At 43.0% G+C, this 15,983-nt stretch carries 13 protein-coding genes; all 13 read right to left on the minus strand.

Features of this window, described 5'->3' with window-relative positions:
* Nucleotides 1–30: 30 nt before the first annotated feature.
* The 13 genes from ACHZBG_RS07460 to ACHZBG_RS07520 all read right to left on the minus strand — a co-directional run bounded on the left by ACHZBG_RS07460 (nt 31) and on the right by ACHZBG_RS07520 (nt 15,930).
* The gene (locus ACHZBG_RS07460; protein ID WP_320128818.1) at nt 31–864 is read right to left on the minus strand and encodes a carbohydrate ABC transporter permease; all 834 of its coding nucleotides are present in this window, start codon (nt 862–864) and stop codon (nt 31–33) included.
* Entirely contained in the window at nt 854–1,747 is an 894-nt protein-coding gene (locus ACHZBG_RS07465) for a sugar ABC transporter permease (protein WP_320128819.1), read from the minus strand. Before ACHZBG_RS07465 ends, ACHZBG_RS07460 begins: the two co-directional genes overlap by 11 nt.
* A gap of 74 nt (nt 1,748–1,821) precedes the next feature.
* The gene (locus ACHZBG_RS07470) at nt 1,822–3,138 is read right to left on the minus strand and encodes an extracellular solute-binding protein (protein WP_320128820.1); all 1,317 of its coding nucleotides are present in this window, start codon (nt 3,136–3,138) and stop codon (nt 1,822–1,824) included.
* 555 nt (nt 3,139–3,693) lie between these two features.
* Nucleotides 3,694–4,698, minus strand: coding sequence for a LacI family DNA-binding transcriptional regulator (locus tag ACHZBG_RS07475; RefSeq protein WP_320128821.1), 1,005 nt, complete (start codon nt 4,696–4,698; stop codon nt 3,694–3,696).
* A gap of 291 nt (nt 4,699–4,989) precedes the next feature.
* Nucleotides 4,990–5,889, minus strand: a complete 900-nt coding sequence (locus tag ACHZBG_RS07480) for a dihydrodipicolinate synthase family protein (protein ID WP_320128822.1) — start codon at nt 5,887–5,889, stop codon at nt 4,990–4,992.
* 130 nt (nt 5,890–6,019) lie between these two features.
* Nucleotides 6,020–7,303, minus strand: coding sequence for an enolase C-terminal domain-like protein (locus tag ACHZBG_RS07485; RefSeq protein WP_320128823.1), 1,284 nt, complete (start codon nt 7,301–7,303; stop codon nt 6,020–6,022).
* A 37-nt stretch (nt 7,304–7,340) separates the two neighbouring features.
* A complete protein-coding gene (locus ACHZBG_RS07490; RefSeq protein ID WP_320128824.1) occupies nt 7,341–8,192 on the minus strand; it encodes a carbohydrate ABC transporter permease in 852 nt (283 codons plus the stop codon).
* A gap of 13 nt (nt 8,193–8,205) precedes the next feature.
* Nucleotides 8,206–9,129, minus strand: coding sequence for a sugar ABC transporter permease (locus tag ACHZBG_RS07495; protein ID WP_320128825.1), 924 nt, complete (start codon nt 9,127–9,129; stop codon nt 8,206–8,208).
* Between the two features lie 91 nt (nt 9,130–9,220).
* Nucleotides 9,221–10,564, minus strand: coding sequence for an extracellular solute-binding protein (locus ACHZBG_RS07500; RefSeq protein ID WP_320128826.1), 1,344 nt, complete (start codon nt 10,562–10,564; stop codon nt 9,221–9,223).
* A 781-nt stretch (nt 10,565–11,345) separates the two neighbouring features.
* On the minus strand, nt 11,346–12,857 hold the full coding sequence (garD, locus tag ACHZBG_RS07505; RefSeq protein WP_320128827.1) for a galactarate dehydratase: 1,512 nt from the start codon (nt 12,855–12,857) through the stop codon (nt 11,346–11,348).
* Nucleotides 12,857–14,353 (minus strand): tripartite tricarboxylate transporter permease, encoded by a 1,497-nt coding sequence (locus ACHZBG_RS07510; protein ID WP_320128828.1) that lies wholly within the window; start codon nt 14,351–14,353, stop codon nt 12,857–12,859. The genes garD and ACHZBG_RS07510 overlap by 1 nt, the downstream gene beginning before the upstream one ends.
* 17 nt (nt 14,354–14,370) lie before the next feature.
* Complete coding sequence (locus tag ACHZBG_RS07515) at nt 14,371–14,826, minus strand: tripartite tricarboxylate transporter TctB family protein (RefSeq protein ID WP_320128829.1); 456 nt, start codon at nt 14,824–14,826, stop codon at nt 14,371–14,373.
* A 66-nt stretch (nt 14,827–14,892) separates the two neighbouring features.
* Nucleotides 14,893–15,930, minus strand: a complete 1,038-nt coding sequence (locus tag ACHZBG_RS07520; RefSeq protein ID WP_320128830.1) for a hypothetical protein — start codon at nt 15,928–15,930, stop codon at nt 14,893–14,895.
* Between the last annotated feature and the right edge of the window lie 53 nt (nt 15,931–15,983).

The following is a 15,983-nucleotide window of genomic DNA, read 5'->3' on the forward strand; positions in this document are numbered from 1 at the left end:
CCTTTCTAGAAAAATTGTATATGTACAGTCTTAGCCTTTTACGGCACCACTATAGGCACCCATCGTTATTTGCCTTTGGAAAAACATGAACAGCACCAAGGGAACAAGGGATGCAGAAATAATCGCCGCTGTCAGAATCGTGTCATCAAGCCCATACTGTCCCTGCATCATGCCAATTCCTTGCGTAATCGTCCTCAGATTTTCACTCTGGAGCAAAAGGAGAGAAAAAGGCAGCTCGTTCCACATGGACTGGAACCCGATGATGACGATGATGACAATCATCGGTCTTGCTATGGGCACCATGATGTAAAAGAGCATTTGCCATATATTGGTACCGTCAAGCCTGGCAGACTCAATGATTTCCATCGGGACTGTCGAGTAATAGGTCGTCATGATATACGTACCGAAGGGAGCAAAATACGCGACCCATACGAGAATCAAACCAAAATAATTGTTGACTAGATGCAAGGTACGGCATATCTGAAAAATTTGTATAGATAGCAACATCTGCGGAAATATCATCAAAAACAGAACTGAAAGGAAAATTGAGAACCGAAAGGGAAATCTCAATCGCCCAAAGGCAAAACCTGCCGAGATACAGACAAAAAGGTAAAAAACAAGCCCGCAAGGGATCAAGATGCAGCTATTTATAAAATACTTGAGCATATGCCCCTTCACCCAGACATAGTAATAGTTGTCAAAGGTGACCTTTTTGGGAAATGATAATTTGTTGTTGATATACTCACCTGAAGATTTCAGGCTTGTAAGCAACACAAAAGCCAAAGGATAGAGGGCTATCAGGGCAAACACTATCAAGACAAGATACATGAGTCCGTTTACCGTTTTTTTATATCTACTGTACATCAGTGTTTTTCCTCATCAACCTAACCTGGAAGAAGGCAATGATAGCGCAAAAAACAAACAGGACACTTGCCCAAGTGCTTGCATATCCCATATTGAATGCGACAAAACCAGCGTTATAGATGCCGTATTCCAAGGTAAACGTGGCAAACCCAGGACCTCCACGCGTGAAGGTGTAAATAAACGGGAAGGCTCGTGCCAAAATCTCGATGAAGGACAAAACTACCCAGAATTCAATTGAAAAGCGGATGGAAGGAATCGTGACATTCCAGAAAGTCCGCCACCAGAGAGCACCATCAATTTTCGCCGCATCATACAGTGAGTCGTCGATGCTGCTCATTGCAGCAAGGAAAAAGATACAACCAAAGCCCAGCCGCATCCAGACTCCATATACCAATCCCAGGGAATTGAGTGCCAAATTTGGCTTGCTCAACCAATCGAGCGCAAGAGACCCAAGTCCCAAACTGGTCAATCCTGCGTTCAAGGGCCCAATTTTCCTGAATATGATGCTGGAGATCATTCCGATGATTACATACCCAAGGATATTTGGTAAATAGATGATTGCCCTGAAAATTGGCCATCCCTTGAGACCTTCCCTGAGAAAGGCCGCAATCAGTATCGGTACGAGGACACCCAACGGAATATAGAGAAGCAGAACCAGAGTATTCTTTATGGAAACCCAGAAGGTCTCATCCTTCAGCATGGTTCGATAATTATCAAGACCGATAAAAGTTGCATGACCCATGCCTTTCCATTTAAAGAAACTGAGATATACATTGGCAATTACCGGATACAAAATAAAAACGGCTAAAAGCAGAAGCAAGGGCGCTATCAAGATATATGAATCGAATGTCTCACTTTTAATTTTTGCAGTTTGTTTTTTCAATCGACTCCCCCATGGAAAAACCATACAGGTTGTCCGGAAATTCAACATTTCCAGACAACCAATGATTCAGTTGACTACTTAGCGTTCTGTTTGCTATCCAGCATACCTTGGGCAGAATCAATGAACTTATCCAGGCTAATTTCGTTTGAAACAAAGGCCTGTGCACAATATCGATCGAAATTCCCGTTGGCATCTTCATTCAACAGCAGGGTATTGAAGTCCAGGACAAAGGGTTTTTGGAGAATCTGCCCGACCAAAGGATACCCCAGACTCTTGATGTCGACATTCTTGTTAGGAGACAAGGCCCCGGTCATTCCCATCCAAAGGGCATTTCCTTCACCGCGGGCATAGCCCTCGATAACCTTCGCTGCTTCAGCTGGATTCTTCGACCACTTCATGACACTATACCCAATACCGGCCGGTTGACCAACTTGCTGGTCCTTGTATTTTGCTTCCGGGAAATTGATAGTCGGGAAGTAACCGACCTCATCATTTCCCAAGGCATCGCAGAATACCTTCCAGTGACATACATCTGACAGCAAACCAACAAACATCGCTCCCTTCCCGGCTGCGAAATTATTCGCGGCATCCATGAAGTAAGGAGTGGAGGTGCCGGCTGGATCAATATATCCTTTCGCAAATAATTCTTGCATTATCTGTGTAGCCTTCTTGAACGCTGCATTTCCCTTGAAGTTCTGTTTGCCCGTACCAAGATCCTTTACATCGGGTCCATAGATATTGGCGACCAGACACCTGAAGAGGAAGTCCACGGTATACGGACTGCCTTGCAATCCTGCAGTTATCGGAACAATTCCGGCTGCCTTGAGCTTTGCGCAAGCATTCATGAAAGAATCAATGTCGGTAGGAGCTTTCTCGGGATCAAGTCCAGCTTTCTTGAACAGGGCCTTGTTATAATAGATACCAAACCCCTGGGTTGTCAGCGGTACCATATGAACTGACTTTGACTTATCCCCATTGGCTGAGCAATATTCCCAGCTGAACTCTGAAATTTCATTTCTCCAGGGCGCAATATACGTGTCCAAGGCTATCGTATAGTCATCGAACTCGTAGGCCTGGACACCACCATGGAACATTATGATATCCGGGCCATCCCCGGCCTGTACGGCTGCCCTTACCAGTTGGTAGTAATTGTCATTGGACTGACCGACATGATTGATCTTGATTCCGGGGTTTTGTTGCATGATCAGATCATCGATTTTGATCATTGCAGGCTGAACGCTCTGTACATCACCATATTTGAAGTCCCAAATCGTAATAACCTTCTCCCCCTTGTCCTTGGTTATTCCAGTCTCATTGCTTCCATTGGCCCAAACCGTCATGGTCAGGGACAAGAGAAGAACTACAAACACAACTCTCAATCGAATTTTCATACATTCCTCCTATTAGAAGTCAGCCGGAAGGTTGACTAATATACAATCATTATCAAAAAAGGCAGCCTCAATATGCTTCAACAAGATTGCTTGTCCAAGTTCAATTCGTTACTTTTGCTCGTATCAGCTTCTTGGAAAAAGACCCAAGCTCTCATTCTTTTTCAAATCAATGACTGGGTAAGAGGAAAGGGCCTTCAGGTTTCCAGTAGAAAAATATTTCCCCTCCGTATATAAACGATAAACATAATTGTGTAAGTTTTTAATTTAAGCGCTTAAATTACTATAGTGTCACATTTCTGCTACTGTCAAGAAAAAAATAATTGCCTACCCTACTCAACATACGTATCGATTGTATCATGAAGGAGCAAGGCAAGGGATACAACAAGCAACGACTCGTTGTTTTATTACCTAGGTGAGAAATAGACCTTGATACGAACAATGAAAATACGTTCCTTCAGGCAACCAAAGGAAAGTATAGCCCTATTAGTAAAACAGATGTATATTCAGATTTTTTTGGCTCGTCCTTGAACAAAACGATAACCCCTGATACCTAGCTCAGGTACTTTCCCTTTCCACCAAATGAGTCTGGATAATGGTATGGGAAGGCTGGATTCGTTTTTTTTCAATCACATCAACCAACAATTCAGCGGCCTTGGCTCCCATTTCATAGGAACTCATATCGAGACTTGTTATGGAAGGGGCATGAATCCTGGTAATCATAGTATTCCCGGCACTGATTACCGCTACTTTCCCGGGAACTATCATGTTCTTTTCCTTCAGAGCCCTTAAGACTCCAACGGCAATGGTATCGTTAAACGTGATGACCGCCGAGAAATCAGGAATTTCTTCAAGGGCTTGCTTGAACACCCGATAGCCTTCCTCTTCCAACATCGGGACGTTCAGTATCCACTCGTCGCTGAAATCCATACCATTGTCCTGATACGCCAACACATAGCCTGCCTTTCTTTGCTTGCTTTGGGTATATTCGGCAGAACCATTCATCAATATAATTTTTCTATGCCCTTTTTTTATAAGGTAATTGGTAGCTGCATAATAACCTGCCGTTATATCGGCATCTACATAAAAGGAATTCTCCCGTTCATCGGGAGTCCCGATGACTACAAAGGGAATATCTCGTTGCATGATATGCTGGATATATACATCGTTGATACGAGGATTCATGATCAAGGCCCCATCTATGGGCTGGGTCATATTCAAATCAGGATGATCCTTGTTATTTTCATTCAGGTAATCAGCATACAAATGAATCTGGTATTTCTTTTCATGGAGGACATCAAGGATTCCTGCAAGAATATTATTGAAAAAGTAATCTTCACGAATATTTTGGGTCGGGGAGGCATAGAGCCCTACCGTCCAGGTTTTACTGCTGGCAAGATTCCTGGCCGTAATGCTTGGCCGATAATCAAGTTCATCAACTGCCTTCAGGATTCTATCCGTAACCTCTCGGCTGATTTTTCTCTTCCCTGAAAGGGCATAGGATACCGTTGCAGCGGACACTCCTACTTTTTTCGCAACAGTCTCTATTGTTACCTTTGGCATATAATCCTTCCAAGCATTTGTTAAACGCTTAAATGAGTTTAGGATTAATTATCCAATTCGTCAACAGGTCCGAACTTCAATTTATTGCAGGACCATGCAGGAAAACAGGATATTGGAAATTTTTCGACAATTGAGAAAAATCCCTGTCCTGGCTATAAAGGAAAAAGGAGGAAGGCCCAAAACCTTTCTCCTTTTACTTTTCTCTTTTTACTTCCCTAGCCATCTGAAAACGGACTATACAAAACCCATGCCAATCAAAAGACTCTTGCCTCTGGTTAGCCTTCTCATTTTCTATTGCAGATAACCTGCATCCACCAATTGGGCACGAAGACCTTCCAATTGTGCAATCGTCGAACATTTGCTGGGCAAAATAGGATCTCCTACAGGAGCTCCAATCAAATTTGCATAGTCCTTGGTCGCCACGGGGAAACTGGATTTATCCATCTGCAAACGAATCGGATCAAGTTTCCATTGTGCTTGCAAAGATCCTTTCATGTTCCCTGCCACAAATAAATCATAGATCGAGCAAACAAGTTCAGGTAGAAAATTGGCCGTGGAACATACGGCACCTACAGCACCTACACACAACCCTGCATAAATAAGGGTATCCTTGCCACACATTACCTTAAACCCAATATCATTGTTTCTCCGTATGAATTCACTTGTCTGAGTCAAATCACCACTGCTGTCTTTCATGCCAACGATATTGGGTACCGAATGAGCAAGGTATTGTACACAGTCCTGGCTGATACCGTATCCGGTACGGCCTGGGTTGTTATAGAGCAAAACAGGCAATGAAGGCACGCTTTGTGCAATAGTTGCAAAATGAGTGCGCAATTCATCTTCGGATGGTTTGAGAAACATAGGTTGCAACAAGGATATTCCCTTTACACCCTTATGCTCGGCCATTTTTGCCAGCCGCACACACTTGCTTGTTCTGATATTTCCAATTCCCAGATATACAGGAACACGATTTTTTACATGATCAAGTACGATCGTCAACGTCTGTTCAATCTCAGCTTCTTCCATCATGTAAAATTCACCATTGCTGCCAAAGACCAAGATACCAGAAACTCCACCATCAATGACAAAGTCCACTTGATGCCTGAGTTTCTTTTCGTCAATCGTTTCATCGTTTGAAACAGGTGTTACAATCGGTACAATAATTCCCTTGAAAAAATTCGTGTCCATACTATTTCCCTATTTTCCTATTTTGGTTCCGGAAACCTTTGCATAATAATTTGCAAGGCCACGGTGGTCGTTCTGGCCTATTCTGCCGGTGGCATGCAAAGTCTCAAACAACTTTTCTGCCAGTTCCGTATTAGAATCGATGCGTAGCGAATTTCCAATCAGGTACCTTTTTCTGCATCTCTATTTCATCATTACGCTCTGAAATGCCACATTTCAAAAAATTCTGATGCAATTTTTCCAATTGGACATAATCAAGTTCAACACCCAGACCAGGAGCGTTGGAAACCCTTAAACCACCATCTTCAAATTGGATTCTCCCACCTTTGATAACTTCCTCACTTTGCCAAGGATAATGGGTATCAAGTGCAAATTTCAGTTCCGGAACAGAACAACCAAGGTGTGCCATAGCCATCAGGGAAATACCTAAATGACTATTTGAATGCATTGAAAGTTTACGGCCAAAAACCGAACAGATTTTTCCCAAATGGAAAACCGCCTCCATACCTCCCCAATAGTGGTGATCGGCAAGGATAATATCCTCAGATCCCAATCTTATTGCAGAAGGCAACTCAGAAAAGGATGTCGTACACATATTGGTTGCCCTAGGAATGGATACAAGAGAACCCAGGGCAGCCATATCCTCTTGTCCCTTACAAGGATCCTCATAGTATTCAAGATATGGTTTCAATTCTTTTCCATACTTGACAGAAGTTTCCAAGGACCAACAGGCATTAGGATCAATTCGTAAAGGGACTCCCTTGCCAAAAGCCTTATGCAAGGCTTTTATGGTATCAACTTCAAGACGCGGTTCAAAAACTCCCCCCTTCAATTTCAAAGAGGTGAATCCAAATTCTCGAACCATTGCTTGGGCCTGGGCTACGACTCCCTCAGGATCCAAAGCTTCGGCTTCCTTCTCTTTATGCCAACCTTGAGCCTCTGGATTATGGGAAAAACCCCATTTTCCACCGGCTCCCCCATATTTATAAAACAAATAAGCTGAGAAGTCCGCCTTTTCTCGTACCCTACCGCCAAGCAAATCACAAACAGGAAGACCAACAGCTTTTCCCGCAATATCCAGCAAAGCAACATTGAGAGCACTATACATTCTATTCGCAACACTCTTGGGAGCATACCCAGTATTGAGAGTATCACTGATATTGGAGAAGCCAATCTCAATCTTGTCTCGTATTTTATTCCTTTCAAAGGGATTACACCCAATCAAGAAATCTTTTGCCTGGTTGAGAGAAGCAAGAACTGCTGAGCCTCCCGCAATTTCTCCAACCCCATTGATATTCTCATCCGTACGAATCTCGATAATAATTCTTAGGGCATACGGTGCATGCAAACCCGCGGCATTGAGCAATGGGGGATCCGAGAAAGCAATAGGCGTAACAATCATATCAGTAATTTTCATACATACCTCCTATCCATATAATTCCATTGGGTAAAAATCAACTTTTAACACCCCCGGCAGAAAGACCTCCTACCAGATATCTTTGAAGGAAGATAAATACCAAAACCACAGGGAGTGCACTTATCGTAGCTGCAGACATTACACCATTCCAGGGAGTAGCATCGCCAGAAATCAAGGACAGGAAGCCTATTGAAACCAATTTCTTTGATTCATCGGTAATGAAGGACAATGGATAAATCACATTGCTCCAACCAAGAATAAAGGTATAGGTAACAGTAGCAACAACCCCGGGCAACGCAATTGGCAACATGATTTTCCAAATAGATTGAACACGATTGCAACCATCAATCATGGCGGCTTCTTCCAATTCCATGGGTAAAGCAGAGAAATAACTTCGCATCATCCATATGGAATAAGGCAATGAAAATGTGCAATACACGATGATAAGCGACCAAAGGTTATTATACAAACCCAATTTTATGATCAACATGAGCAAAGGAGTGGTAAGGATCATTTGGGGAAACATATAGACATACAAAATTCCCTGAGCAATCGTCTCTTTCCGTTTATACCTGAATCGGGACAAACTATAGCCTGCAAGGGTAGCCAGTACAATACTGATCGAGGATGATACCAACACAACAATAAAGCTATTAAGCATATAACTTTTCAGATGGAGTTGAGAGGCATAACCCGTACCGTTCCACACATATTTGAAAGCAGAAAAATCAAACTGCGATATACCCAAGGAGACATCACGAGTCATGACTTTATCGACAGAGGTCAGGGAACACTTTACCATCCAGTAAATTGGAAAATCCAGAACACAGATGATAAGGATCAAAAAGAAATAGAAGAGAAACGAATGAACGGCTTTTCTTCTTTTCATCGAATGTTGCATGTTACGCTCCCATCTTTTTTGTCATTTTCGAGTGGATGAAAAGGAATACCGCAAGGAAAATGAGAATCGTTACAGACAATGCGGCGCCTAAGTCATACCGCATGTTTACAAAAGAGAACTCATAAGCAAGAGTGTTCATCGTATGTGTGGAACTTCCCCCCCGAGTCATCAACCAAATGACATTGAAGGAGTTGAAAGTCCATATAATACTCAGTATAATTGCCATCTGCAAAATCCCGGCAAGAGAAGGAAGAGTAATCCTAAAGAATACTTGGAAAGAATTGGCTCCTTCTACTTTTGCTGCCTCATACATTTCCAGGGGAATGGATTGGAGTCCTGCAAGTTGCATCATCATCATCTGCGGATATCCCATCCAAATACCTACAATCAGGACACATGCCAGAGCAACACCTTTTTGCCCCAGGAAATTTATATAGGTATCAATCAACCCCATACGCATGAGCATAACATTGATAATCCCGTACATGCCATCAAACATCCAGTTCCATATGGTAACACTTGCCGTAACGGGAAGAACCCAGGGAAGCATAAGCAACGTTCGGGCTATGCCCCTTCCCTTGAAATTCCGATTCATCATCAGCGCCAACCCAAGACCTATCATAACTTTAAAAAAAGCTCCGACCAAGGCATAGATAAACGTATTTCTAATTGAAAGAAAAAACCTCTCATCAGACATCACACGAATATAATTTTTCAATCCAACAAACGGTCGATTGGGATCAATCGGACGCCAACGAAAAAAACTCATGATAAATGAATAGATTACGGGATAGGCTACAATGATAACAAGAACCGATATGGCAGGGACAAGAAATAATTTTCCAACCCTGTTATCTCGCGCTTCCAACGAAACCCTTCTAGTTACTACTGTAGCGCCTTGTCTCAGAACTTGATTTCTCGGCATTTCTCGCTTCCTAATTATCGTTAACATTCTCAAAAAATCATGGGCACCACTCCGTATTCAGCGTAATGGTGCCTATTCATGATACCAAGTACTAATCAAACAAGGCTTCGTTGGCCTTCTTTCCCATTTCATTGATAATCTGATCTACCGACCAACCATCAACAGCAATACGAGACAAAATGTCATCATAGAAGAAAGCTGAATATAATGAGGAAAGCCTGGCATCAGGTTCACCAGGGAAGGATGCTCCAATAGCTTTCGAGGCATCTGCCATGAGAACTTTTTCATTGGAAGAAAGGGAATCAAAAAGAGGGTTCGCCATAACATCTTTTCGTAAGGGGCTGTAATAACCAAAACCCATGGTCTTGAACATTTCAATCTGGGTATCTTCTGAGAGCAAATACCGAGCATACTCCTTTGTTGCTTCAAGATTCTTGGTTTTAAAAATAGTTATGGATTCTGGATTTGCCTGAATATAAGAACCAGCAGGACCACTGGGAACAGGAATCATCACCAAATCATCAGGTTTTACATTTGTACTATCATTCAGTTTTGCCGAAATACTATTGGAATTCATACAAATTCCGATGTCACCAGTAATAAAGTATTGGTTGTTTGCGTTGCCATCCCAAGTGGTACAAGCAGCAGGTACTGCCCCACTATTCCAAACATCCTGCAAATACTTGATCGCAGCGCGCATCTGGGGAGTATCGACATCAACCTTTCCGTTTGCATTCAATACGCTTCCTCCAAAACTGGAAATAATGCTGAATGCAAATGCTGCAGAATCACCAAAGGCCTTTCTGGAAAACGCGAAACCAAGGCCATATTTTCCGTTAGGAATATCCGTCATTTTTTTCCCGGCAACCAAGAGATCCTGCCAGGTCCTTAAACCCTCCATATAATATCCAGTCTTAGGATCGGTTTTAAGTGTTACGTCATAGCCAGCTTTTTCCAGCCAGCTTTTTCTTGCATGTATTCCAGCAGGACGAACCAGGAAAGGAGCTTCATAAAGAGTATCTCCAATGGTAAACATTTTCAAAGTTCCCTCACCGAACTTTTCTCTTCCAATTTCTGAAACCATGTCATTCATAGGTTCAACCATTTTGGTGGAACTAAATTCAATACCAGGAGCAGTATTCCAAATAATCATATCAGGAAACACCCCCGCAGAGATGCTCGTGACAAGCTTGGTATGGAAATCATTGGTTGGAATCCTGATATAATTTACCTTGATTCCTGTCTTGGTTTCAAAATTTACCGCAGCTTCATCAAAGGCTTTGATGATTGTCTCATTTGGATTGCTGATAGCCCAAACTTCTACGGATTTAGGTTCCGCGGCAGCCTTGTTTTCATTTTGACCATTTGTAAATGCTGGGAATATACAGAAAACCGTGATTACAAATCCCAACAAGAGAGTCTTTACCTTTTTCATGAACTTTCCTCCATTTTGTGTGTCATACGATTGCTAATTCGGAAAACCAACAATGAAATCACAAGAGAAGCAAGAACAAAAGCCATCTGGTATCTATCACAGCAATGCAATAATTAAGGAAGCATCAATGCAGCAAAGTAAATTTTTCAAACATCCCCTTTTCCAGCCTACTGACACCTAATAAAAACAAATAACTCTACTACTGACAGAATTTTGAAACTTGCATACTTCTTTGTGAATCTATTAGAAAACGGTAAACCCGCAAAAGCGAACTGTCAACATAAACTTGAATTTACTATAATTTTAATACATTTTTACAATTAGTATTTTATATTTTATTGATTTAAGCATGTTTATTTACAAATTGAATTGAATACACTTAGTAAAATTCCAAACTATTATTGAATAATTAAATTTTTTAAACATTATTTTGAATATAATACAAATAAAATATAACAAACTTACAATATTATTTTTAAACTAAACAAAGACCATCATCAGCTACTTGATGCTTTAACCGATTTTTTCCCTGCACTTATGATAGCTAATTTCCATTTTAAAAATCATCTGTACATGAAAACGGATTGAAACAAACACCACTCTCCACCAAGTTAAAGAATTCCTGAAAATATAACAGACTTTCACCACAAAATTAGCCTTAGCCCATAACGGGCAAACCAAGAAAAAGGAGAAAGACTCGATGCCTTTCTCCTTTTTTATCCACTCCCCCAACAAGTACCTGAAAACTACCTATCGGACAAGACAAGCTTGATCTTCTTTTTTATGTAATGGGAGCCGGATTGAAGAAGCACAAAAAGTTATGCAACCCATATTGCTCGGCAAACGTTTTTTTCCTGCCACTGGCAACATCGAGAATCAAGGTGAACAATCGTTGACCCACCTGTTCCACCGTTTCCTCACCTGTGGCAATACCACCGGCATTCAAGTCAATCAAGTCATCCCAATGAGCCTTGAGGTCGTTTCGGGAACATACCTTAATCACGGGAGCCTCACTAAGGCCATAGGGGGTACCCCTTCCGGTCATGAAAACCTGAAGTGTAATTCCGCTGGCAAGTTGCGAAGGTCCACAGACAATGTCACTGGCAGGAGTGGCGGCAAAAATCAGTCCATGTCTTGAGGGTAGCTCCCCAGGCCCGAGCACCTCTACTATTGCTGAGTGACCGCTCTTGGCAATGGAGCCCATGGCCTTCTCCACGATATTGGAAAGCCCTCCCTTCTTGTTTCCAGGAGTGGGATTTGCCGAACGGTCGACCAGGCCCTTGGCAAGATACTCATCGTACCAACCAATCTCCGAGGCAAGCTTATCCCGCGCTTGTTTGTCGACACATCTATGGGCCAGCAAATGGATTCCGTCACGAACCTCGGTTACCTCACTGAACATTACCGTAGCCCCGGCCTTGACCAACAGATCAGAGGCAAATCCAGCACTCGGATTGGCTGTCACCCCGCTGAAAGCATCACTGCCACCACATTGCATGCCGATGCATAGCTTGGAAAGGGGAACGCTTGTCCGCTTTCTTGCATTGAGTGCCTTCAGCTTGGTTTCGGCCATAGCCAGCAAGGCATCCATCATGGGTTGGTAGCCTGGATAATCCTGAAGTATCAAAACATTATCGGAGGTAATCTCCTCTGGTTCGAGAAGCTTATCGACCGTGAGTTTTTCACAACCCAACCCTACCACCATGATTTGACCACCGAAATTAGGATTACGGATGATGTTTCGTATGGAACGGATGGGAATCAGGGCATCAGGGGCATTGATCGCGACCCCACATCCATAGGCATGGTTGATCGCCACCACATCCTCGACATTCGGATATTTGGGAAGCAAATTCCTTCTGATCAGATTGATCAGTTGGTCCACGACTCCGGATACACACTGCACCGTCGTAGTAATGGCCAAAAGATTTCTCGTCCCGGCATAGGCTCCAGGACCATTGTCATAACCATCAAAAACCAAGGAGGAGGGTTCAGGAAGGAACTCAGGGACAGGGAGCCCATATTCCATGGAATCGAGGCTGGGCTGGGCAGGAAGTTCAAGCGACTTCTCGTTGATCCACGCCCCTCTCTTCACATCCTGGAGCATATAGCCGAGTACTACTCCATAGCGCCTTACTGCATCACCTTTTTTCAGGTCCTGAAGGGCAACCTTATGTCCCTGGGGAATATCCTCGGCAAGAATAAGCCCGTTGGGAAAGGCTGTTCCCTTCAAGGCAGCATCAGTGAGAATCGCAACATTGTCAGTCGTATCAATTTGTATTAAACGAACCATTACTTACATGCTTCCTTGTTTTTCAATTTTTTCTTGGTTCTATATTCATCATAGAAAGCCCAGGCAAGGGAAAGGATGATCAAGACCCAGATAACATTACCAATCGGGCGTTGGAAGAAACAAGACAAGGACCCACCAGATCCCTTGATGGAATCGATGAAATACTTCTCAAGGTCATCACCAAGAATGAAACCAATGAGAAAGGACGGTATGCTAAAACCGAACTTGGCCAAGACATATCCAAACACTCCAAATAAGAGCATGGTCCAGACATCAAACATATTTCCACTTTGAACCGCATACGAACCAACGGTACACAGCAAAATTATGATTGGGTAAATTCTCGTTCTCGGCAAATTAATGACTTTAACAATATATTTTATTGGGTAAAACATAACCAGGAACATGAATATATTTGCAACACCCATGGCAATGAGAATAGTCTGCCAGGTTCCCGGATTATTCATAATAAACAAAGGACCGACCTGTATTCCCTGAAGCATAAAAGCTCCGATAAGAACTGCCGTAGTACTATCGCCCGGTATTCCCAAGGAGAGCAGCGGTATCAAAGCTCCTCCGGTTAAACCATTATTGGCTGTCTCAGAAGCAACCAACCCATCAATGAACCCTGTTCCAAATTTCTCGGGATGCTTGGAAGCATTCTTTGCCTGGGAATAGGAAAGTAAGGAAGCTGCACTTCCCCCTACTCCAGGAAGAACACCGATGAAGGTGCCAATAAGACCCGACCTGAGAAGGTTCAACTTCTGGTCCTTGAAATCCTTGAAGGAAAATTTCCGTGTCGATTTAGAGACATCTGCTTTCTGGTGAGGATCTTTCATGCCTGTCTCGGCTTCCTGGAAAATTTGTACCAGGGCAAACAGTCCGATGAGCACAGGAAGCAACTGGAACCCCATCCGCAGATCCATATTCAAAAAGTGCGGAACCATTCGGATTTTATTATTATCAGGAAATTGTCCTATGAGTGAGATCAGTACGCCAAGAAAACCTGCAAAGAATCCCTTTATCATACTCCCCTTGCTCAGGGCGGCAATAATTGTCAGAGCAAATACTATAATCAAGAATTTCTCGACAGCCGAGAAATTGATAGCGACACGAGCCAAGGGTGGAGTAAAAAACCAAAGGCAGATCAAGCTGATCATACCACCAATCAGACTGGAGGTAATGCCAATACGCAGAGCCCTCGTGCCTTCACCCTTCTTTGTCATCGGGAAACCCTCAAACCCCGTGCAGATAGAAGAGGGGGTTCCGGGAATATTGATGAGAATAGCAGGGATAAGTCCGCCTGATATACCACCTACATACAACCCAAGCAAGAGAAACAACGATGTGTTGAGGTTATAGGCATAGGTAAGCGGAAGGAAAATTGCAATGGCCATGGTAGCGGTCATTCCGGGCAAAGCACCGAAAATAATACCGACTACAACGCCAATAAAAGACATCATGAGTTGGGTTAAACCAAATGAAAATACTTCCATGGAATTTCTCCTCCTAGTTAGGGCAATGTAATATTGAAGACTTGTCCAAAAATAAACCAAATCAATATCGAGGAGACTACCGAGATAATCAAGGAAATCAACAAAGATCTGAAATCAGGATTAGACCAAAACTGTCTCGTCTTGAAGGCTACGGGAATTGAAGCAAGTTGCTCGATCCCACTGAACAAAACATTGAACAAAAATACAAAAAGAATGGAAGCAGGGAGAAATCCCATAAGTTCCATGGCAGGGAAATAGACAATCAACAAGCCAAGGGTCCCCAAAAGTCTGACCTTATCCCAGTTTTCCACAAAAAACCGATATCCCTTCACCTTGAAGAGTGGTCTTCCTTCCTTCTTGCATTTAACCAGATGCTGTAAAAACATGATAACCAGAAGGATAGCCAGAATTCCCATGATTATCGGAGGAAAGATCCAATGGGAAGTAGAGGGTTTGTACGTAACTTTAAACATATGCTTCTCCTCAGATAATGGCTGCAGGCTTGTAAGCCTGCAGCCACCTGACAATTTTACAAGTTCCTATAATACCAGATCATCCAAGGAGGGAGTATTGTCAATCAAAGATTGCAAACCATCTCTCTTACCGTAAATGTAAGTCTTGCTATCAGCAGCATTCAAATATTTGCCGGGACGATAACTCATCTTTGCAAGGTCAGCAATCATTGCTGGATCAGTATTTATTTTCTTGACTGCAGCATCCAGTTCAGCAAGGAGGGCTGGTGAGAAATCCTTGGGCAGATAGATAAGGAAGTCCTTGGAGAAACGGAACTCCTTCCCGTTCATCGTAATACCTTGGTCAGCATAGGAAGTAGCACTTACACCATCGATATTGTCCAGCAGGCCCATATACTTGAGGGCAATTTTCTGGTCATCGGTCTGGGTATATTGCAACAAGCTGGTGTAATCGGCAAACATGACGTCACAGTTGCCATCCCAGATCAGCTGGAGCTTATCACCGGTGGAACCACCGATTACGACAACAATTCTTTTTGCGATATCCTCGCCATAGGTATCTTTTACCCACTTCCAGTACACTGCAAAACCAACTTGGGAAACGCCACCAGCCTCACAAGCCATCCTTACGATAGCTTCAGGATTCTTCTGCAAGTAGGCAGGGATCTCTGCGAGACTGTTATAGGGCGCATTGATACCAGCAGCCCAGCAAGAACCAGGATTCTGGGCAATACGGGGACCAACTGTCATATTCTCGAGACTATACATCTTGTCATAGGCACCAAAGGAAATCCCAAGATAGGTCATATCATGGAACATCATGATGGTAGACCCATCGGGCTTGGAAGTCTGCATCGCATCCAAAGCCTTTGCGGCTCCAACAGCATCAACTTTCAGATTCGCACCTAGAGCCTTGCCAAGGTACCTACTTACTGTCTCTGCAATGAGATACGAATCACCACTGGTTGAGGTAGAACCAATGACAACACGAATATTTTTCCCATTAAAAGTAGGAACCGTTGTCTGGTCTTCACTTGTTCCATTGGCAAACAACATACTACCGGCCAACACTACGGCAAGGCCCAATAATAGAATCTTTTTCATTTCAATCTCCTTGTTTATTTCTTTCCCTTACGGGAAAATTTCAACACATGCTA

This window comes from uncultured Sphaerochaeta sp. (assembly GCF_963676625.2).
GTDB lineage: Bacteria > Spirochaetota > Spirochaetia > Sphaerochaetales > Sphaerochaetaceae > Sphaerochaeta.